Source organism: Pseudomonas sp. S2_H01, assembly GCF_054668305.1.
In genome coordinates this window covers 6,527,140-6,548,457 of the sequence record NZ_CP162756.1, presented here as the reverse complement: position 1 = coordinate 6,548,457, position 21,318 = coordinate 6,527,140, and the positions used below count along the sequence as shown (strand labels likewise).

Annotated in this window: 16 protein-coding genes; 7 read left to right on the top strand and 9 right to left on the bottom strand. The window is 51.8% G+C overall.

Translation table 11 applies throughout. From position 1 onward, the window contains the following. Window positions 1–40: 40 nt before the first annotated feature. The 3 genes from AB4N84_RS29510 to AB4N84_RS29500 are packed head-to-tail and all read right to left on the bottom strand — an operon-like array spanning window position 41 to window position 3,923. Window positions 41–1,255 carry a c-type cytochrome gene (locus AB4N84_RS29510; RefSeq protein ID WP_460044508.1) on the bottom strand — a complete coding sequence of 405 codons (1,215 nt, stop codon included), beginning with the start codon at window positions 1,253–1,255 and terminating at the stop codon, window positions 41–43. Between the two features lie 11 nt (window positions 1,256–1,266). Beyond that, window positions 1,267–3,459 (bottom strand): xanthine dehydrogenase family protein molybdopterin-binding subunit, encoded by a 2,193-nt coding sequence (locus AB4N84_RS29505; protein ID WP_460044507.1) that lies wholly within the window; start codon window positions 3,457–3,459, stop codon window positions 1,267–1,269. Window positions 3,460–3,470: 11 nt separating this feature from the next. Further along, complete coding sequence (locus tag AB4N84_RS29500; RefSeq protein WP_460044505.1) at window positions 3,471–3,923, bottom strand: (2Fe-2S)-binding protein; 453 nt, start codon at window positions 3,921–3,923, stop codon at window positions 3,471–3,473. Window positions 3,924–4,666: 743 nt separating this feature from the next. Here AB4N84_RS29500 and AB4N84_RS29495 point away from each other — a divergent pair. Continuing rightward, window positions 4,667–5,296 (top strand): FMN-dependent NADH-azoreductase, encoded by a 630-nt coding sequence (locus AB4N84_RS29495; RefSeq protein WP_460044504.1) that lies wholly within the window; start codon window positions 4,667–4,669, stop codon window positions 5,294–5,296. Window positions 5,297–5,329: 33 nt separating this feature from the next. Further along, window positions 5,330–5,620: a YciI family protein gene (locus tag AB4N84_RS29490; protein ID WP_460044503.1), complete on the top strand. Its 291-nt coding sequence runs from the start codon at window positions 5,330–5,332 to the stop codon at window positions 5,618–5,620. Window positions 5,621–6,358: 738 nt separating this feature from the next. Here the strand turns inward: AB4N84_RS29490 and AB4N84_RS29485 are convergent. Next, the gene (locus AB4N84_RS29485; RefSeq protein ID WP_460044502.1) at window positions 6,359–7,903 is read right to left on the bottom strand and encodes an MFS transporter; all 1,545 of its coding nucleotides are present in this window, start codon (window positions 7,901–7,903) and stop codon (window positions 6,359–6,361) included. Between the two features lie 153 nt (window positions 7,904–8,056). On the opposite strand from AB4N84_RS29485, the gene AB4N84_RS29480 reads away from it, so the two are divergent. After that, window positions 8,057–8,953, top strand: coding sequence for a LysR family transcriptional regulator (locus AB4N84_RS29480; protein ID WP_460044501.1), 897 nt, complete (start codon window positions 8,057–8,059; stop codon window positions 8,951–8,953). 114 nt (window positions 8,954–9,067) lie between these two features. Here the strand turns inward: AB4N84_RS29480 and AB4N84_RS29475 are convergent, their stop codons facing one another. The 3 genes from AB4N84_RS29475 to AB4N84_RS29465 all read right to left on the bottom strand — a co-directional run bounded on the left by AB4N84_RS29475 (window position 9,068) and on the right by AB4N84_RS29465 (window position 11,023). Next, the gene (locus AB4N84_RS29475) at window positions 9,068–9,517 is read right to left on the bottom strand and encodes a lipocalin-like domain-containing protein (RefSeq protein WP_460044500.1); all 450 of its coding nucleotides are present in this window, start codon (window positions 9,515–9,517) and stop codon (window positions 9,068–9,070) included. Window positions 9,518–9,580: 63 nt separating this feature from the next. Further along, a complete protein-coding gene (locus AB4N84_RS29470) occupies window positions 9,581–9,883 on the bottom strand; it encodes a hypothetical protein (protein ID WP_460044499.1) in 303 nt (100 codons plus the stop codon). 237 nt (window positions 9,884–10,120) lie between these two features. Beyond that, window positions 10,121–11,023 carry a LysR family transcriptional regulator gene (locus AB4N84_RS29465; RefSeq protein WP_460044498.1) on the bottom strand — a complete coding sequence of 301 codons (903 nt, stop codon included), beginning with the start codon at window positions 11,021–11,023 and terminating at the stop codon, window positions 10,121–10,123. Between the two features lie 125 nt (window positions 11,024–11,148). Between AB4N84_RS29465 and AB4N84_RS29460 the strand changes: the two genes are divergently transcribed. Then, window positions 11,149–11,541: a tautomerase family protein gene (locus tag AB4N84_RS29460; protein WP_460044497.1), complete on the top strand. Its 393-nt coding sequence runs from the start codon at window positions 11,149–11,151 to the stop codon at window positions 11,539–11,541. Window positions 11,542–11,610: 69 nt separating this feature from the next. Here AB4N84_RS29460 and flgE read toward each other — a convergent pair whose 3' ends face one another. Together flgE and fliD are read right to left on the bottom strand one after the other, a co-directional pair. Next, on the bottom strand, window positions 11,611–12,936 hold the full coding sequence (gene flgE, locus AB4N84_RS29455) for a flagellar hook protein FlgE (RefSeq protein WP_460044496.1): 1,326 nt from the start codon (window positions 12,934–12,936) through the stop codon (window positions 11,611–11,613). A 499-nt stretch (window positions 12,937–13,435) separates the two neighbouring features. Next, window positions 13,436–14,860 (bottom strand): flagellar filament capping protein FliD, encoded by a 1,425-nt coding sequence (gene fliD / locus AB4N84_RS29450; protein WP_460044495.1) that lies wholly within the window; start codon window positions 14,858–14,860, stop codon window positions 13,436–13,438. Window positions 14,861–15,792: 932 nt separating this feature from the next. On the opposite strand from fliD, the gene flgD reads away from it, so the two are divergent. The 3 genes from flgD to AB4N84_RS29435 all read left to right on the top strand — a co-directional run bounded on the left by flgD (window position 15,793) and on the right by AB4N84_RS29435 (window position 21,296). After that, complete coding sequence (gene flgD, locus AB4N84_RS29445; protein WP_460044494.1) at window positions 15,793–16,491, top strand: flagellar hook assembly protein FlgD; 699 nt, start codon at window positions 15,793–15,795, stop codon at window positions 16,489–16,491. Between the two features lie 1,273 nt (window positions 16,492–17,764). Next, window positions 17,765–18,067: a hypothetical protein gene (locus AB4N84_RS29440; protein ID WP_460044493.1), complete on the top strand. Its 303-nt coding sequence runs from the start codon at window positions 17,765–17,767 to the stop codon at window positions 18,065–18,067. Next, complete coding sequence (locus AB4N84_RS29435) at window positions 18,000–21,296, top strand: EAL domain-containing protein (protein WP_460044492.1); 3,297 nt, start codon at window positions 18,000–18,002, stop codon at window positions 21,294–21,296. The genes AB4N84_RS29440 and AB4N84_RS29435 overlap by 68 nt, the downstream gene beginning before the upstream one ends. The last annotated feature ends 22 nt before the right edge of the window (window positions 21,297–21,318 follow it).

Below are 21,318 nucleotides of genomic sequence, written 5' to 3'. Positions count from 1 at the left end.
GGCCTCGGACAGGTAAAGTCCGAGGCTGTTTTGGCAGCTATCAATGCAACGAGTTTCCCCGTCCTTTGGCGATGTCCTTGGCGCTGATTTCTCCGCCGCTCTGTCCGAAGCGACGCAACACAAATGTGCTGACGGCTGCGAGCTCGGTATCGTTGTAGGCGCGGCCAAAGTCCGGCATGCGTTGATCGGCTCTCACTGCAGACGGCGTGTGGCCTTCCAGCAGCGTGGCGATCAGGTTGGTGCCGGCTGGGTCGTTGACAGTCTTGAGCCCCATGAGCATGGCGATCGGTGACTGATTGCCACTGCCATCCGGACGATGACATGCGGCGCAAGCGTCCGAGAAAAGCTTGTGACCCAATGAGACACCAGGTTGATCAACGACCGCTGGTGTGGGCCTGGAAATGCCCTGGCTTTGCGCTGGCGTAGATTTGAGATACACCACAATCGCCTTAACGTCCGCCGGGTCGAGGAAGCGCAGGCTGTGTTCAACAGCATCCGCCATTGGCCCGCCAGCCCCACCGTAACCAGGCGCGTAACCTTTTGACAGGTAGTTGATCAACGATTCCTGTGGCCATGCGCCAATCCCGTACTTGACGTCTGAGCTGATGTTGTAAGCCCGCCAATTGCCGACCTCTCCGCCTGCCAGCGACTTTCCAGAGCTCATTGCCTGGAACATGTTGCGTGGCGTGTGGCACTCACCGCAGTGACCTGGCCCTTGAACCAAATATGCTCCGCGATTCCACTCTGCTGACTGCTTGCTGTCAGGTACGAAGCGCTCGTTTGATGCGAAAACCAGATTCCAGAAAAACATACCCCAGCGTTGATTGAACGGGAACGACAGATCGTTCTGCGGTGGTTTCTGATTGACCGGCTCCAGGCTAAACAGATAGGCCTTGATCGCGAGAATGTCTTCACGGGACATCAGGGTATAGGAGGTATAGGGAAAAGCCGGATAGTAATGTTTGCCATCCTTGCCTACGCCTTTTTGTAATGCGCTGACGAACTCATCGTCGCTCCAGTTACCAATCCCGGTTTCCTTATCTGGGGTGATATTCGGGGAATACAGCGTGCCAAACGGCAGCTTGAAAGACAGACCTCCGGCGAACGGTTTACCACCTGGTGCCAAATGACACGCGAGGCAGTCTGCCGCGCGTGTCAGGTATTCCCCTTTGCTGACCAGCGCCGGGTCGGCGGCCTGCGCTGTCACTGCTAATGCACCGATCAAGAGTGCGAAGACGAATTTAAGCATTTTCATGACGTCGCCCCTTAAACAGTGAAATAGCCGAAACGGCTGAGTGGTAACCGACGCTCGCGGACTCCGCAAGCGGCATGCAGCGCATTCACCAACGCAGCTGCGGCTGGCACCACGCCGGTTTCTCCAATTCCGCCAGGGCTCTCAATACTTGGCATCAAATGCACGTGTACAGCGGGGGCGTCGCTCATCCGAATCTGCCTGTACGCATTGAAGTTGCGCTGCACTACCTGGCCTTTCTCTACAAGGATTTCGTTAAACAGAGCTGCTGATAATCCGAACAAAGTGCCGCCCTCCATCTGCGATGCAACCGAAGTCGGGTTGTTGACGAATCCGCAGTCGACCACGGAGGTCAGCCGTTTTATGCGAATGCCTTTTTCTCCCTGCATCTCAAGCTCAATCACCGTAGCGACGAAACTGCCGAACACTGCGCTGACCGCCACACCTCGTCCCTGGCCGGCTGGCAATGCCTCTTTCCAGCCAGCAAGCTCCGCTACTTTCCTCAATACTGCCTGCGCACGTGGCTGTTCCTGCATCAGCCCCAATCGGTATTCCACAGGGTCGGCTTTCGCGTTGCGTGCTAGCTCATCGATAAAGCATTCGATTGGGAAGGTGCTGCGCAAAGGGCCTACACCACGCCACCAAGAAACCGGAATGGCCTCAGGGTCTTGCCGGATGTAGCGCACCTGCAAGCTCTCCAGTGCATAGACTGGCTCGATCGCTACTTCCACCGCGTCGCCATCCACTCCACTTTCCGGCAGTTGACCAAGGTAAGACGCGACAATTGAGGCACCAACAATACGGTGCTCCCAGCCCACCGGTCGAAGATCTTTGTCCAACGCCGCGTTGAGACGGTCGACATAATGGGGGCGATATTTGTCGTGGGTCATGTCTTCTTCGCGACTCCAGATCAGCTTGATTGGATAGCTGACTTGTCGAGCGATATCCACGGCCTGAAAGATAAAGTCGGACTCAAGGCGGCGACCAAAACTGCCACCAATGAGCTGGTTATGGATAACGACTTTTTCCATGGGCATGCCGCTGATTTTGGCTGCACCCATCTGCGCGAAAATAGGCGCTTGGCAACCGACCCACAGCTCACACATATCCGGGCGGACATGGGCGACGCAGCTCATCGGCTCCAGCGGTGAGTGCGAAAGAAATGGTTGTTGATAGACCGCTTCAAAATGATTAGGCGCACTTTTTATCGCGGCCGCGATGTCGCCCGTTTGCTTGGCAAATACGCCATCTCTGGAACTTGCATCGAGCAAGGCGTTGTCCAACTGAGCAGAATCTACGGAACCGTGGGCCCCGAAATCCCACTCGACCTCCAAAGCTTTGAGTGCCTGCTGGCAAGCCCAGAAATTGGTAGCTGTCACCGCAACCGCATTGTCCAGTCGAACTACGTCTCGTACGCCTTGAACTTTACGTGCCGCCTCGTCCTTGACGCTTCTGAGCTTGCCGCCGTACACCGGGCAGGTTAGCGAGGAGGCAATCAGCATGTCCGGTATTTTTAGATCGATTGTGAATTGCGCAGATCCGTTGACCTTGTTTGGCGTATCGAGTCGCTGCGCGGGAGTGCCCAACAGTTTGAAATCTGCGACGGGCTTGAGAGCTACGTCATTTGGAATCGGAAGCAGAGATGCTGCGTCTACCAAGTCTCCGTAATCTGCATGTTGGCCGTCAGGCCCTAAGACTTGACCGCTTAGAGCTCGGCATTCGCTTGGCGCGACATTCCATCGTAGCGCCGCAGCTTGAACCAGCAATAGGCGAGCGGTGGCGCCAGCACGCCGGAGCGGTTCCCAAGTGAATCGGGTCGAAGTCGAGCCACCAGTCGCCTGGAACTGCAGCAGCGTGTCCGTATACAGAGCCCCGTTCGGAGGCGCTTCTTCGATGCTCACCTGACTGAGCGGCACCTCTAGCTCTTCGGCGACCATCATGCCGATGGCCGTCTGTACGCCTTGGCCCATTTCGATTTTCGGTGATATCACGGTAACGCGACCGTCGCGCGCAACCTTCACATATGCACCGAAGCCTGGCGCAGCATTGTCACCCAGCCGCGCCGTCGCGACCGTTCCGGCGGCAAAGCTGCGGCCGACCATTGGAGGTAACCAGGCACTTATAAACAAACCACCCAATGAAAGAGCGCTGCCCTTAAGAATGCTTCTGCGTGAGACCTTCGCAACCATTCGATCATTATCTGTCATGGGAATTTTCCTCAGGCCTTGCTCACGCTTTTGATGGCTGCGCGAATGCGGGTATAGGTCGCGCAACGACAAAGATTGCCGGCCATTGCCGTCGTGATCTGCTCATCGTTGGCGTCGGGGTGGGCTTGAAGCAGACCGACGGCAGACATGATCTGGCCAGGTTGGCAGTAGCCGCACTGAGCGACCTCATGCTCCAGCCAAGCCTTCTGCACTTGCTGACCTACCGGCAAATCTGCCATCCCCTCGATTGTGGAGACCCTGCGTCCTGCTACTGCGCTGACGGGCAGTACGCATGAGCGAGTGGCTTGTCCGTCCAGATGCACGGTACAAACGCCGCATTGAGCAATGCCGCAGCCATATTTAGTGCCTGTCATTCCCAGTACATCACGCAATACCCAGAGCAGTGGCATGTCATCAGGGACATCCACAGCGTGATCCTGACCATTGATCAGTAATGTCTGCATCGAAACCTCCGGCGTTGATCACGGTTGCCGCTGACTCATTGCCCAAAGGGAACGTTGGCCTACAGCGGCGTGTTTATGTTGGTCGTAGCTGACCCGACGTAACGCTGACGTAGGGATTCGGAGCCACAAGGTGAGCACAGGCGCGGCTCATAGGTCGCTTCAAAAATTGATACTACAGGGGCAGGATCAGGATGCGGAGCCCTTTTTAAAAACATTTTTCACTGTTGCGTGACTCCGGGCCTTACGTTCTGGAAGGCTCAATCAGCTTGTTCTGAGAAGAGACTGGACGGCCGCGCATTTTCAGCGGGTAGCTGAAAGAGCTGGATCTGTCAGGAAGCCATTCGACGCAGTTGGCGGGAGATTCTCGAAGGGTGGTGAGGGTGGGAAAAAGCGAGCATCACCGTTCCTCCTTGGATCTTTGAGGTTTCGGAACGACTTGGCAGGCCTTGATGGTTAGGCGCAGCTGAGCTTCATCCACGCAGATGGCTATTTGGCTCTCGCAGAGAATACGTGTACGGATAGCGAACCTGCCGCAGCGCGACGCGCAAAGAGCCTACCAATGCAGCGCTGTATTGACCCGTGACTGGCAAAATTCATTTCTTTACCGCTTTAAAAACTGAAGCTACTATCCGGGTAAGGATGAACTAAAACGTGAAGACCTGTGCATCCACGAAATAGATTATCAATGGACGGAATACTTCGCTTTTACCCCTACCAATGACATCACTTATGCAGAGGGTTTCATGACAAATCTATTAAAAATTGACGTAAGTACGCGGGGCGAGCAGTCGGTCTCAAAGGCTCTTAGTCAAAAGTTTGAACTCGAATGGCAACGTCATCACCCGGAAGGCGAAGTATATCATTGCGACTTGTCGGAATCAGCACCACCATTTGTAGATATCGAGTGGATCGGCGCAGTCTTCACTCCGGTGGATGTTCGAGATGAAGCGCAGAAAGCGGCGTTAAAGATAAGTGATGATTTTGTCGAGCAGTTGCATCGTTGTGATCATTACCTTATCGCTACCCCTATGTACAACTTTGGGTTGCCTGCTGCACTGAAGGCGTGGGTTGATAATATCGTTCGAGCTGGCGTTACCTTCAAAGCGAACTCAGACGGTTCTTATACGGGCCTGCTGAGTGGCAAGAAGGCGACACTCATCGTGGCCAGTGCTGGCGTTTACCTAGCTGATACTCCCACTTTTCCCTATGATTTTCTCACGCCTTACATGCGCCATATTCTCGCATTTGTTGGCGTTACCGATGTCGCTGTCGTCCAGGCGGGCGGGACATATACGATCGATGGCGAAAAGGTCACGATCGATTCCTTTGTAAAGTCCGCAGAAGAAGACGTTTCCAGTGCTGCGAAGCGCTAGTGAATTTTAGCAAATAATAGACAGGTGGATTACATGTATTTTTTACATCTCAGTTTGACCGAGAAGTTTGGTAGTGTTGAGCCTTATAGGGACGCGCATGTCGAATGGGTAAAAAAATACGTTGATCGAGGCGTATTTCTACTCGCTTCTGCAAAGGTTAATGGCCTGGGAGGTATGATCATGTCCAAGGGAGTTGATAAGAAAGAGCTCCGATCCATCATCTCAGAAGATCCGTACTATGCTAATGATCTAGTCGAATATCAGATAATCGACGTCGATGTCAGGATGGTTCAGCCTGAACTCAAGTTTCTAGAGAATGTTTGAATCAAAGCTCTGTTACCATAATTAGAAGTGTTCAAAATTCTTGTGAGTGCGTGCCTTGAGTGCTTGCTGTGAGTAAGTTTACCTCGTACCCGTATCAATGATGCGGGTATTTTTTTATATTTCACCGGCTTGGGTTGACTGCTTCTCCAGCGAGCCGCTTTCAAAGCAGTTCCAGCTGTTGTGTTATTACTGTCATCACGACAGATCAGCGCGCTAAAGTTGACTATGCTCTGATGATCGATGCTGTGCGGGCAGTCCGTATGGTCAGATACGCCACGCAAGCGCCATCCTAGGCTGTGCCGGCGGCATTTCTGATATGTATTAGTCCACATCCCACAAGAACTAAGGCAGTGACACGCAGCCAGGGATATTCACCAGCGATTCCAGCGGTTCATTGAAACGGGGGGATCTTCGCGTCAATCGACTGGGGATAATTTTGGGAGAAGTACAGTTGCGTCCACCTGTATGGTGTCGAGCAGCACCGTTAGGAGCATACCCGCGTACATACGTCGACAACAGAACATTGATCCAGCTGCCACTGTTGGCACCTTTTCTGAGTCGAGACCGGACGGCATCAATGCCGGTTAAGCTGAAAATCGGAAGGTTCGGCATAAAAGCGGCTAGGGCCTCAGGCACATCTGTGTGACGCGCTTGAGGCCTGCCGAATCGACGGAATTGGGAAATTAGGTATCTATTGATAACCAAGGGTAAGCACTAGTTGTCCATCTCCCTCCGCGTTCAGGTTGGCTGATCAAGGTTTGCGCGTTCAATGTCTGTTTCGTCCTCAACATTTCCCCTGTCCAGGAATAAGAACACCACTGCGGCGGTTAGGATGGTGATCGAGGTTAAAATCAACAACAGAGTACTGAATGCAGCACTATAACTAGCGACCAGCAACTCATGAGCGGTATCCGGCAGAATAGAGGCTGCTGTCGCGAGATCACCCGTGACAAGTCGTTGCGCGGCCTCATTCATGTTTTTCGACTGCTCGGTTGTTGACGCAGCAAGATGTTGTGCGGTCAATCCTGACAGCACGGCACTGACGACTGCTACGGCAACACCTTCGCCAGCGACCCTGGTGGTACTGAATATTCCTGTGGCCATCCCTGCGCGTTCCTTGGGCACTACGCTGACCGCAAGGCCGTCCATCAACCCCCACGGCAGGCTGATCCCCGAGCCAATGACCAACAGAGGCAGCATCACATCAAGGGGTGTACTGCCGACTGGTTTGTGACTCAGCCAAAAGAGACCAACTGCCGAAACCGACAAACCGAGGCCACAAATGGTGGAAGGTTTGAACCATCTGGTCATGTGACCTGCTGCGATCGGCAGAAACAGCAAGGGAGCAGAAAGTGCAATCATGAGTTGGCCAGCTGCGATCTCACTCATGCCATCAATTCCAACAAATCGTATGGGCAGCAGGATCAGTAGAACGACATATGCGTAGGCAGGAGCGGCGGCCAGCAGCTGTACGCCCACAAATCGCGGATAGCGAAACAGCGTGAGATCAAGCATGGGTTGCGCGACCCTTCTCTCAATCAGCACAAATGCGGCGAAGGACACCAGAGCACAGACGAGCAAGCCGATCACTGCAGGATCGCTCCACCCATTTTCAGGCGCCTTAAGAATACCGTAAGTGAACACAGTCAAAGCCCAGGTAAAGCTCAGCGCACCGGGCCAATCGACACCATTCGCATCCGGGTTGCGCGAGTCCCGCATGTATCGCGCACCTAGCACCGTAGCAATCACTGCAAACAAGGTGATCAGAAGGAAAACAGTTTGCCAGCCGACAGTGGAGATCATCAGTCCTGAAGCAATGGGGCCAAATGCCAAGCCGATTCCGAAACTACTGCCCACGTAACTGAATGCCCGCACCCGTTCGGCGCCGTCAAATTCTTGCGCTAACGAAGCCATCCCGCCGGAAAATGCCGCTGCAGCAGCAACACCCTGAGCTGCGCGCAAGAGGTCAAAGCAAAGAAGGTTTGGGGCAAAGGTCGATGCCGCAGAAAACACTGCGAATCCTGAAATACCGGCAATGAAGACCGTCTTGCGACCATAGTGGTCAGCAAGCGCGCCGGCGGCCATTAGTCCACTGCCGAACGTCAACATGAACGCGTTGGTCACCCAGTTCAAGGCCATGGGAGTGCCCTCAAAACTTCGACCAATCGCCGGTATCGCGACTGCAGCAGCCGTGAAGTTCAAGGGCATGGTGATTGATGCGATGCAAACTGCGATCAGAATCAGCGTTTTCTGCATCGCAGTCAGCGCTATTGACGTTGGCATTATTGAGTTCCTCGATCTTACGATGCAGGCGACTGGGATTTGTTGCGCGAGCCTGCGGGAGATCGGGAGAGGATAAAGACGTCGTAATCGTTTAAAAAACGCTTTAAATTCCGCGTATACCGGAACGAAACGATTGAATTGAAAGGGGCGAATGTGGATCGGCTAAGCGGACTGATGGCGTTTGTAAGAACCGCCGAACTCGGTAGCTTCGTTGCCGCAGGAAGAGCTCTGGGGCTATCTGCCTCTGCGGTCGGGAAGGGCATCACCAGGCTTGAGCAGCAGTTGAGCGTCCGTTTGTTTCAGCGCTCCACCCGAAGCTTGCGTTTGACGGATGAAGGAAAAGAGTTCCTGGAGCGGTGTCGGCGAATCCTGGATGACCTGGACGATGCACAAGCCACTATTTCGCGCAGCACCGAAAAGCCGCGTGGTCGGTTACGCGTCAGCACTCCAACGGTCACCTATCACCTCCTGCTTCCCATTCTTCCTGAATTCCTCAGCCGCTTTCCGGACATAGATCTGGATATAGATTTCAATGACCACATGGTTGATTTGATCGACATGGGAGTAGATGTAGCCATTAGAAGTGGGCCCTTGTCGGACTCTCGATTCATGTCCAGACCGCTTCGCTCTGTGCAGATGCTGATCTGCGCTGCTCCGGCCTATCTTGAGGCGCACGGCGTCCCTGAGTGCATTGAAGACTTATCGAGACACACTGCGATCAGATTTCGGTTTCCAACCAGTGGAAAGCTTCAGGAACTGCCGTTGTCCCTGACACCGGGAAAACCGGAACCGCACCCTGAGACAGTGTTTACCTGCAACAACATGGAGGCATTACGTGGGGCTACGATCGCCGGGTTGGGGATAGGCTGCATGCCTGACTTCCTGGCGCGTGAGCCACTGGCTAGCGGCACTCTGAGAGCTATTTTAAACGACAGTATCAGGAGACCGAATCCGTTGAGCCTGGTTTGGCCATCGAGCCGACACCTGTCGCCAAAGGTCAGAGTATTCGTTGACTATGTTGGGAAGGCATTGGCAGCAGCCGACGTCTAGCCACAAAGTGCCGCTACAGATTGCTATTTGGTGCTTCATCAAGAAGGGGGCTTGATGCGGGGGGTGAAATGTACGCGATCAGTGCCCCCTTTTGAGCAAGGGCGAATCGATATCTCAGGCAGTTTCGGCACGATGCCAGACGAGTTTGGAAACCACCGACTTGCCTTTGGATTGAATCGGGATAGCGGTCGATAGGGTCAGCACTGTGCCCTCAAGGCTGACCAGACGGGGTTGATTGTTTCCAATCCAGTTTGGCAACAAGGAGACGAACACGCTATGGGTGACCATACTTTTCTCTTCATCGACCACAAAAGGGCCTGAGTATGCAACGTAGGTCGAGGCGGCTGCTTTGTACTCCTCAAGAGTCCCTTGATAGAAATCATTGACAGCGAAGTTTGCTCTTTCAGCGAGCATGAATTGCGCTGACATGTATCCATCGGGTGTGTACATGATTATACCCTTTGGGTTAGTGCCCATTGGGTGAAAGGGTTCCGTGCCATCCACCGGTGTCTCAGTGTACGAGCATAATTTCCAAGCACCTACGATACTCTCGCGCAAACTCATTCCACACTTCCTATCAAAGGTTAAATGGCGGCTGCCAATGGTGGTTCCTAACCATCATCAGGCTTACAGAAGTTCCTCGACATTTTTGATAGAGATTGCCCGCTTAGCTTGGAGGTCAACGCTCAGTCGCGCGAACTGTTCGTTTTCATTGTCGTACCAGCGAAGAGCTTCTGCCTGGGAGGCTTTCCAGCTAACCCCTTGCACAGGCTCAGACTGGGCAGAGTGATCATCGTCATGGGAGACTGCAAAAATGTTGCCGTCAGAACCCCCAATTATCCCGGCCTTGGCCTTCTTGATTTCCTCCGCAGTGATGGATCTGCCCGCTGTGAGAGTCACTGAGGATCCGACATTTTCAACGCTGCTCATAGCCATCTCCGGTTTTAGTTTTCATGAGATCTTTCTCCAGCTGCATGCAGAGCACATGGGGTGAATGATGAAATGTATGCTCAATCACTTCAAAAAATAAAGCAACAAGGCGGTTGATGAAAATTTTTGTTCGATGGGGCGGCAGAGGCACAGGGAGGCACGAATGATTGGGCCAAAGCGGGGGAGAGTAGGGAAGGGGTGCAGAATGGGGTGGATTCCCGCCTAGAAGCAGCCCCCTTACTGAACTGAAACTCGAAATGCATCGATGACGTGTCGCTTGAGCAGGTCGTTTGCTTGCTTCAGATTTCCCTGTTGCAATGGGTAAACGACCCAAATATTCATTTGAAGAGAAAAGTCCGATACCTCGACAATTGATAACTCGTCGCTAAGTGAGCTTTCCTCAAGTACTTTTTTCGGCAGCAGCCCCAGTCCCAAGCCGGCAGCAATCATGCGCATCTGGATAGCTGCACCATGGGTATCGACAGCAAGCTTCAGCACTTGCCCGTGTCCTCCCATTGCCGACTCCAGCGCTGCTCGGTAACCACAGCCCTTTGGGTTCAAGACCCAGCCACAGTCAGACAAGCTTCTTATAGTGGTTAGTTGCTCCACCACTGGATGCCTTTTGCTTTGCACCACTAGAATATCGAGAGTCGCTACATGTGTCCCATCGAGGCCCGGCGGCGGGCTGCTGGGGGCAGAGAGCAACAGGGTTGCGACATCAAGCTCCCCCTCAACCAGCAGGTGTTGAAGTTCGGAACTCCAATGGGTTGCCACCTGCATCTCCAGCCCAGGAAAAGCCTTTCTGATTGATGTCACTGCATCCAGCACCACGACATCAGCCACCATCTGAATAAATCCCACCCGGAATTTCCCACTGGGCGACGCAGTTTCCCGGGGAATCCGTCGTAACTGTTCGGCATCGTGAAGCAAATCCAATGCCCCCTCATAAATCCTAAACCCCATCAGGTTTGGTACAGGAGGCCTGCTGGTTCGATCAAAAAGCAATGTCCCAAGCGACTCCTCCAGATTTTGGATGCGTCGCGATACTGCCGACTGAGTCAGACGTAGTCTTTCAGCAGCTTTCGTAAGTGACGCGCACTCCACTACAGCAGCAAAGGCTCTCAAGTCTTCCAGTAGCATGCGAATACCTCATGATTAGCAGAAAAACTATGCGTTTGATGAATTCAAACCGATGCCATAGGGTAGGTCAACCTCCGCTTGCTGATAGCGGGTGAAGCAAAAAAATTCCAGAAAGGATCGCTCCAATGCCATTAGCGCGAATTGATGTAGCAGCCGAAACCAGCTTAGAAACCGTCGCGGCAATCGGTGAAGTGGTGTACGACGCCATGGTGAATGCCGCCGGAGTTCCGGAGCATGACCGGTTCCAAGTCATAAACCGGCACGCCAAAGACGAATTGGTTTATCCAGCGGCCGGCTACCTCGGCGTTACCTACACACCAAAAATAGTCTTTATTCAGATTACCTGGAATGCAGGGCGAACCATTGAGGTGAAAAAGGCATTTTATAAGGCAGTGGCTGATGGGATTCATGCCAATACCGGGATTCGTAAAGAAGATGTCTGGATCAGCTTGGTGGATGTGAAGCGTGAAGATTGGTCATTTGGCAACGGAGAAATGCAGTACGCTCCCGTGGAATGAAAGCTTCAATGAGCATGCTTCAAGTCAGGTAGTCCTCCGTAAAGGGCTACCTGACGGCTGAACGGTGCCTTAGGTCATCTGAATCGTCGTCTGAAGAATGGTGCTTTCTGTGGAAATTGTTTTGGCGTTGGCCTGGTAGTTGGCCTGGGCCTTGATCAACTCTACAAGCTCAGCACTAAGGTCAACGTTGGACTCCTCCAGAGCCGAACCATTGATATAACCCAGCGTGCCTGAGTCGGGTTCCCCTGTGACAGGGGTACCAGAGGCATAGGTCTCACGCCACATTGTTCCCCCTGCCGGTTCCAACCCTTGAGCGTTTGCAAACGTGGTAAGTGATACCTGGCCGATTACCCGGGATTCTCCGTTGGTGTAGGTTGCAAACATATTGCCCGAGTGATCCACGCTCATGCTCGTAATTTGCCCGGTAAAATTCCCGTCTTGGTGCTTTGAGGTAGCTCCGCTACTCGCATCAGTTTGGGTGGTAGCGAGCATGTCCAGTTTCATGCCTGCGGGAGCTACGCCTGCGCCGTTGGCTGTCCAGGTAGTAACAGACCCCGTCGTATGTTTTTCGGCCGGCACCCAGTTTTTTACAACAAAAGTGCCATCGGCATTGACGCCGATGTTTGCAGTCGAGGTAGGCGACGGGGATGTGATGAGATTGCCCGCAGAGTCAAATTTCAACTCAGTTTCATCCGCGACCACAGGATCGGTTGCCGGATCCGAAATACCTCGTCCGTCAATCAGTGTATGCATGCTCCATGTGTTAGTTCCTGTTTTAGTAAAATACTGATCTAGCGTGTGCGCATTACCCTGATTATCGTAGATGGTTGTAGTCATGGTCGTTGAGTATGAATCAGTTGCTTTTGGATCGAATGTTTTAGTGATAACGGGCATTGAAGAATTTAAATTGGAGGCGATCGAAATCTCCCCAGTAGCTTTGGGTGGCATGTTTGAGCTGTCCACTCGCAGATTCGTCAGGGCTCCCTTCTGCACGTTGCCGTTAGCATCTACGCCATAACCTTGCAGGTTGTTGCCATTGTTATCGATAACGTACCCGTTCGGGTCAGTGTGGAAGTTGCCCGCTCGGGTATAGAGTTTTTCCCCATTGTTACTGACCATGAAAAAACCATTCCCCTGAATGGCTAGGTCAAGACTGCGTCCGGTACCGGTGGACAGCGTGCCTTGGCTGAATTCCTGAGTCACTGCTGCGGTGTATACGCCGTTGCCCACATCTGTCCCACCGGAAGTACCGCGTATTGATTGGGCATACTGATCAGCGAATTCAGCCCTGGAGGCTTTGAAACCAACCGTTGCGACGTTCGCGATATTGTTACCGGCAACATCCAGGCTTTTGTTCGCAGCCTTTAAACCACTCAGACCAATATTGAAAGACATGTTCACGCTCCTATTGAGAAATATGAAGTAATTCTAGGGTTGGGGCATAGCTTCGCCGCTACGTAAGAGCGAGTACTCTCACGTCATAATTCTTATCGAGGTTGGCAGAGTTAATAGCGTCTCAGGTAAGCATAAGTGACTCTCATGCACTTTATGGGATCGAAACTTTAACGGAGCATTTTTTATGCCAGATATGTCAAAAAAGGGTTGCTCAATGTTTACTGGGCAATAGCTTTAAAAAGTGAAGCTGGTGGGGTCTCGGTGGTGAGACTTTGCCGCTAAACGGCAATTTCTCTCCGCAACACGTTCAGTTTCTAGTTGTAAGTTTTGCAAGAATTTGGGATCGACATTCTCAGGGGCTGCACGATGAGTTCGGACGTCAGTTCATGAGGGTTTGTTGCGGGGTGCAGGGTTCTAGATTAGTTTTAATCCATTTACCAAACGGCGCCGTAAGCAGATAACCCGGCGCTCGGCCGGGTTTCAGGCTGCTGATCCGTCATCAAGATTTCTGTGCGTTCAGCGAATCGAAGAAGGAAGTGATGCTGGAGGCCGTAGCTTTCAGCTGACCTACCAGCGAGTCCATCGAGTTGTACTTGGCTGTCAAGGTGGCGGTGAGACTCTGAACGTGCAGGTCAAGTGCCGCCTGCTGGTTCTGAAGGTCGTCCTCCTGAGTGGTCAGCCTGCTCTTCCTGTCGTCGAATAGGCCGCCAGTCTGGGTGTACGGCGTGAGCGCGGTGTTCATCCGTGTCAGCAATCCGTTAGCGTCATCGGTACCACTGAACAATTGCTGCACATCACCGCCCAGTCCCTTGTCCATTGCTGCGGAGAACTTTTTGTCATCGAGCGACAAGGTACCATCAGTCTGAGAGGTGCTGATACCCAACTGCGACAGCACCGACAAGTCACCGCCAGAGCCTGTGGTTGTCAGTACCCCACGCATTGCGGAGAGAATCTCGCGAGGCATCGAATCGCCAGTCAATGCTGCTGGCGTCACGGTTGCGCCAGTTGTTGGATCTGGCGTATCGCTGATTGTAGCTTTGGTCACAGTGGAAATTGCGGTGACCACATTGTTATAAGCCGTGATGAATGATTGCAGCGAGGTCTTCAAACCGTCGGTGTTAGTGCTTACGTCCACTGTTGAATCAGCATTGTTACCCAAGAGAGTAAGGGTCATTCCCCCAACTGTCTTGTCGATTTTATTGCTGCTGCTTGTGATGGCCATACCGTTGACAGTGAAGGATGCGTTTTCAGGCTGGTTACCGATGTACCCTGCGCTGTTGGCGGACGATGGATCCAACGCTGTATTCGACGCGATTGTGAAACCTGCGATATCGCTGCTTGTGGTGATGTCGGAGCCCTTGCCAGTGATCGTAGAGTTGAACACGAGCCGAGTGCCCTTATCATCGGTGACGAGGTTGGCGCTGACATTGGTTGTCTTGCTCTGCGCGTTGATCTCTTTGGCTACCGATTCCAGCGTAGCGCCGGCAGGTATGGAATAGCTTTGCGTAGTGCCATTTTGAGTGACACTCAGGCTGCCACTCGGAATTGCACTGCTGGTGCCGCCCGAAAACGCGGCGGTCGCGACGGAGGAGCTGGTGGCGATATTGTTGACGTGGATTTTATAGGTGCCAGGTACTGCATTATTATCGGAAGTCACTGTCAGGGTGTTTTCATTAGATGACTTTGCCGAGAAACCGTTGAAAACTGGGTTGTCCTTATCTCCAAGCTTTTTCAGCACGTCCTGAAAGGCGGCCACTGCTGACTGCAACGTACCGATACCGGACAATTTGGTCGTAACCAGCTTTGTCTGAGTAGTGATTTGGGTTTGTTTTGCTAGCTTGTCTGCGTCGACAAGTGCGGTGACAATCTTTCCGAGTTCAAGACCCGAACCTAGACCGACAATCGGGGTAATAGGACTAGCCATTTGCTTCTCCTTTAAACGTTAATCTGGTTTGATGGTCTGGAGCTGGTATGTGCCAGCTCGCATTTCGTATGACGTATCCTTGGGTCAACCCCGAAGCCTTTCGATCAGATCGCTGTCGATAATTCGCCTCGGACTAAAGTCCTGAGCGCCGTTCCAATAGCGTGATGTAAACAGCCGAAATAGATGATGCATGTCTTTATTTATGGTCTTGTGTCCTGCTGGTGGTGGCCTGACCATTGCTGTGTCGCGTCACTGAATATAGATCTCAGTCAAAGATACTCTCAGCCATGGCATGAGTCTGAGAGCGCGTAAACGTCAGCTCACGGCACTAAGCCGGAGTGTCTGGCTACCCCCTCACCAAAGAACCTTTGCCCAAATCTAGTAAACCCGAACAGTCTGGGCGGTGAGAGAAAACCTCACTGTAAAAATAACACTCAAGCTGCACCGCTGTTGAGCCTCCACCACACTTAACAGCATTCCAAGCGAAGCAAATCATGGCTGGGGTTATGAAATATGGTTTTACAATACGACCCTTTAAAAAATAAAGCAACTGATCCGAGCTGCGACTTAGAACATGACAAAATTCGCGAAAAATCCTTATAAATCAGATAGATATGCAAAGTTATGTGGTGTTGGCTACAGCAGCTAGGCCAAAAAAATGAACTTTTTTACGTGCTGGGCATTTGAATGCGGCAACCGGTGGCACTATTGCATAGGCAAGAAATTGCCACTACCGGCTAAATATTGCCGCGCATAAAATTATTGCTTTAGATTTTGAAGTGTATAAGATTTGCCCATCGACGCTGTTGTCGTCCGCAGTGATCTAGATCTGTGCGGCAAAAAAGCAAGGAATATGTATTGATCGTCAACGGGTACCTGTATTTGGTTTTCCTTCGGCAGGATAATTTCTACTTAAGCAGTGGGTGGCGGGGATGAGTGCTTCTGTTAATGGCAATGCTAGCAGCGATTTTGTGAAATCCTTACAACAAGGATCCTCAGGAAAGTCCGGCAATACTTACACGGGCGACAGTTCACTAGGAAAAGACGCGTTCCTCCAACTCCTTGTTACTCAGATGCAAAACCAGAACCCTCTTGACCCTCAAGATAACAGTCAGTTTGTCGCACAGCTCGCTCAATTCAGCAGTCTTGAAACGATGCAGAATCTGAGCACCTCAGTTGATGGGATCGGTGGCATGTATCAAGCTTCCCAAGCTCTCCAAGCTTCAAGTTTGGTTGGGCGCACGGTTATAGTCGACAGCAGTTCGACGCATGTAGATACTAGTAAGGACATGGTTGGCACAGTGAACCTGCCGAGTTCCAGCACACAAACCACCGTCAAGATCTACAATAGTGATGGTGACCTTGTGCGTACTATTGATTTGAAAGAGCAAAAGGCTGGTGATGCAAAATTTACCTGGGACGGCAAGGATGATGATGGAAAGGCGGTGGCGGCCGGGGATTACAGCTTCAAGGCAACGGGCAGCCTGGATGGCAAAAGCACTGACCTGAAAACTTATCTTCCCAATACTGTTACAAGCGTGACGATGGGGGGAGCAGGCGCCGCAATGACGCTCAATCTTGCTGATGGTACAAACGTAGGGCTATCAAAAATCCGTCAAATCGGCATATAAGTTCGCTTGTAATGCGCACAGTCCCCGTTTATGCCCTCTTGAAATGGCAACTCGCAGTGGCGGAGATCTGCCCACCAATGCAACGAGGGCAGAGCGGACACATACTTTGGTGCGATGGATCCGGTTTGATCTGCGATTAGGCAGGATGATCTATTAGCGCGTTGACTATCAAGATCTCCTGTTGATTGCTAATGTTGCAGTGTTGAGGTGCGAAATAATTACCGGACTTTAGACTGCCGCCAGCCTATTAATGCTTCACTAGTCTTGATGCCACTGCTACTGGGTAGACATGAAATCGGCGTGGCTTTATAGTCGGTTCAGTCTACGGTGATCGCGAGAGACCAAGTGGTCTGCGTATCTCAAAGCTTTTGCCCAGCATCCGGCTGCGTAAAGACAGATGCTACTATACGTTCTTAAAGTGACTGGTTAGGACTATTTCAAGAGATGTAATCACGACCGAAAGTCGAAATTTTTAATAATATTTCGATTTTCTCGTTCCGCATATTGTTATTCGTGTTCACAAACCATGCACTGCTCTAGCTAAGTCCTATGTTTGTTTTTGATGTGTGGTCTTTTGCCGTAGCTAGGTACCATTGTCGCGGTAGTAGGTATGATCGTCAGTGTCGACTTGATCAATAATAATTATCTTTTGTCGCGTTTCTCAGTGTTTTATAAGCCCTTTCAGTTGAACGAATATTCTCAATATCTGAAGTTTGTGATGCTGTGCCCAAGTTGGTTGTTTGTCTACATGCAATCTCGGCCCTGTCAAGCTTACTTAAGTATGATGCGTGATGGCCCTTCGCGTGGTAGAGGGGGGGGGGGCTTGGAAGCACTCGTTCAGTGAATATGCCTTGCATCTGCCTTGCCATAAAGCCTAATAAAAAATGGGCCTAGCGTAGAGATCAGACACGGCTCTGATGCAAACGTATCGACGTAGGTGCCTGCGTATTGAACGCTTCAATTATTGAACCTATATTGATTTAGGGCCGTATACCGACGGCCCTTCGGTGATGCAGGTGCTGTTGATGATGCGCGTAATTCGGCTCCTCGAAACTGCGGGGGCGACAAATAGGTAGCTAGGCTCCCGGATTGCGATGCTGGCTTGTAGGTCAGTAGAGGGGTTGCCCGAAAATATTTATATCCTTAATCGACTAAATGGGGTCATTGGACTTCAACCCAGGGGAGGTAGCTAATCCTAAAGACTGATGACTTGGTTGTCTTCAATTATTAGTAGTCAGTCCACGAATGATTTAGGCATGTGTTAGGTAAGACCATGGTGCAGAGTTGGGGCGACGACGCCATTACTAAATTAATACGCTTTGATCTGCTCGGGAGTGAAGGTATGCGGGTGGCTAATTCTTCCCACAATGAGGTGGGGATGGGTTCAAAGCGGGAAGTCGCCGGTTTTTACGAAGTGATGGACTGGTTATTGGCTATTTTGGTAAAGGCCTCCTCTGTTAAGTGTGAGCATTCCCTTTTATTTGTTGGTTCTTTTGGTTCGAATACTCATGTCGTCGCTGGTGGCGATCTGGGTGATTTTCCCATGCGAATGGAGGAGGTTGATTTTTTTTCTTGAGTTGTTCTCTAGAGAACAGCTATCGGAAACACCTAGAAATTATGTGCCCCAGAAGTTTAAGGCCGATTACGTTAAAGGGATAAACGCAGCCGGGAACAATGTGGGCTTGCCGATCTTCCTGGCTGATGGAAGTCGATTGGGAACCCTATGCTTGTTTGATGCGTCAACGCTTGAGGCTGAGAGCGAGTGGGTTAATATATTGACCCGTTTGGCGTCAACTATTGAGAATATTTTCTCAAGCGCATACTTGATGACTGTCGAGTCAGGAGCACTACAGTTATATGGCTCTCATAAGAAACAGTCGTTAGTGCAGGCGCTGACTCAGCGCCTGCTGAACGTTGTGGATGCTCAGAGTCTTGATCTGCATGAGAGGCGTCAGCGCAAACTTCAAAAAAATCCAACTGCTTTTGAAATGCTGCAAGTCAGTACCTGGCAGGTATGGCCATCGCTCGGAAAGTTCGAGGTCAGTGACTCCTGGGTTCGCTTGACAGGGTTGAGCTCAGATGCCGTGTCCGAATATACGGCGCCAAGACTGTTTCAAGATTTTCACCCTGACGACTTTGACGCCTGCCTGCTTCAGTTCAACCAGTTCCTGTCAGGCGAATCCACTTCTTATAAAACTGAAGCGCGCGTGCGAGGTGCAGAAAATACATGGGTCTGGTTGTCCACCCAAGGTTGGGTTACCGAATCAGACTGCGAGGGCAAGCCCGCAGAGGTTCTATTCACCCATGTGGACGTTTCCGATCAAAAAAAACAAGCACAACATCTAGAAAACAGCCAAGCGTTTCTGGATCGAACCAGCCGGCTGGCTGGAGTGGGCGGTTGGGAGGTCGATTTTCAGAACAACACCGTCACTTGGTGCAATGAAACGCGTCGCATCTACGGTGTCGGGCCCGATTTTGAGCCAGTCGCTGATCACTACATCAAATATTGTGCCCCTGACGCCCGCCATATCATCCAAGCCGCTGTCGATATTGCTATGCAAGGCGGCCCCGGTTTTGATCTTGAACTCCCGTTCGTGCGTCTGGATAAACAAGGCATTTGGGCCAGGGTTGTTGGCACAGTCGAGTTTTTAGGGTCGACAGCTATTCGAATGGTTGGGTCGCTTCAGGACGTCAGCGATAGGGTGCTAGAACGGTTGGAGCTTGCTCAAGCGAACGAGCGGGCAACGCTCGCGACGAATAGTGGAGGAATTGGGATTTGGGACTGGGATGTCATCAACGATATGTTGCGGTGGGACAGTTGGATGTACCACTTGTATGGCGCTCTCCCGAACGACCTGGCCAACAGCATATCGTGGTGGACTCGACAGATTCATCCGGACGATATTTCCTCAGTGGAGCGCGCCTTGCGCACGGCGTTGCAGGGTGGGCCTTCCATTGATGTCGAGTTCAGGGCGGTCTGGCCAGACGGCAGCCTAAGATACATTCATTGCACGGGGCTTGTGAAATACAGTGATTTGGGCGAGCCAATTCGCATGGTGGGTACCAACCGCGATGTAACCAACGCACGTCATTTGGCGACGGAGCTGTCGGAACAGCATGAGATGTTACGAGTTACGCTTAAGTCCATTGGTGATGCGGTGATCACCACGGACGCGAAGGGCAACGTTGCTTGGCTCAATCCTGTTGCTGAAAACTTAACTGGTTGGTTAAGTTCCGAAGCGAGTGGCCTACCGCTCTCCCATGTATTTCATATTATTCATCAGAACACCGGCCTCCCCGCTGAAGATCCCGTCGCCATCTGCTTGCGCAAAGAAATTGCCAGCAGTCCTAACAACCAGACGTTGCTCGTGTCAAGGACGGGGCAGGAGTATGGAATCGAGGATTCCGCTGCCCCCATCAGAAACGAACATGGTGAAATTTTGGGGGCGGTCTTAGTCTTTCACGACGTTACGGAGCAACGCAGACTTTCCAGTGAGCTGAATTACCGAGCCTCACATGACCATCTCACTGGCTTGGTCAACCGCGCAGAGTTCGAAACTCGATTAGGGCGTGCACTGCGTCGCACCCATGAAAGCGGCGCATGTCATACGCTCCTTTACATCGATCTCGACCAGTTCAAACTCGTCAATGATGCGTGCGGCCATGCGGTGGGAGATCAAGTGTTGCAGCAAGTGTCCAAGTTGCTCTCAACATGTGTTAGGGAAAGAGATACGCTTGCTCGCTTGGGCGGTGACGAGTTCGGTGTGATTCTCGAACATTGCTGTGCGGAGCACGCTCTACGAGTCGCTCAGAATATCTGTGACGCGATGGAAAAATTCAGATTTTTGAACGAGGGGCGGCGCTTTCGCATCGGAGCAAGTATCGGATTGGTTCCTGTAGATTCCAGGTGGAACACGACACTCGCGCTCCAGCAAGCTGCGGATACTTCATGCTACGCAGCCAAGGAAGCGGGTCGGAATCGCGTGCACGCCTGGTTTGATAGTGATACGGCGATGCATGCACGCCATGGGGAGATGCAGTGGACGATGAGAATCGAGCAAGCATTGGATGAGGGACGTTTTGTACTCTATGCGCAGCGAATCACGCCTCTCAATCACTCATCCAACGCAGTTCATGCGGAAGTGTTGCTGCGCATGCTGGATGCAGATGGCGCGCTAATTCCTCCCGGAGCGTTCCTGCCAGCAGCAGAACGTTTTCACTTGGCTTCTCGAATTGATCGATGGGTGCTCACGCGGGCTATTGAGTGGATGGAAGCCTTACCTGCGGATGCAAGAGTCGAAACCCTCAGTATCAACTTATCAGGACAATCTGTCGGTGACCGGGCGTTTCACGCGTGGACGCTTGAGGTTTTGTTGAGTGCCGGCAGTCTAGTTTGCTCGCGGCTGTGTTTCGAAGTCACAGAAACGTCTGCAGTCACTAATTTTTCCGACGCAGCGCTTTTCATTGAACAAATCAGGGCCGTCGGGGTGCGTGTGGCCCTTGATGATTTTGGGGCGGGGGCATCGTCTTTTGGGTACCTTAAAACTTTGCCGGTCGACTATTTGAAAATAGACGGGCAGTTTGTCAAAAATGTGGTGACCGATTCATTGGACGATGCGGCTGTCAGATGTTTTATAGACGTTGCTAGGGTCTTAGGAGTGAAGACAGTTGCGGAGTATGTAGAAAACATTACCGTCCAAAATCACCTCCGAGACCTAGGCGTTGATTTTGTACAAGGCTATCTGCTGCATCGGCCATCACCGATCAACGACTTGGTCGGTAATCAAAGCCATCTCTACTGTTAGCAGAGGCGGCAAGTCGCAATGT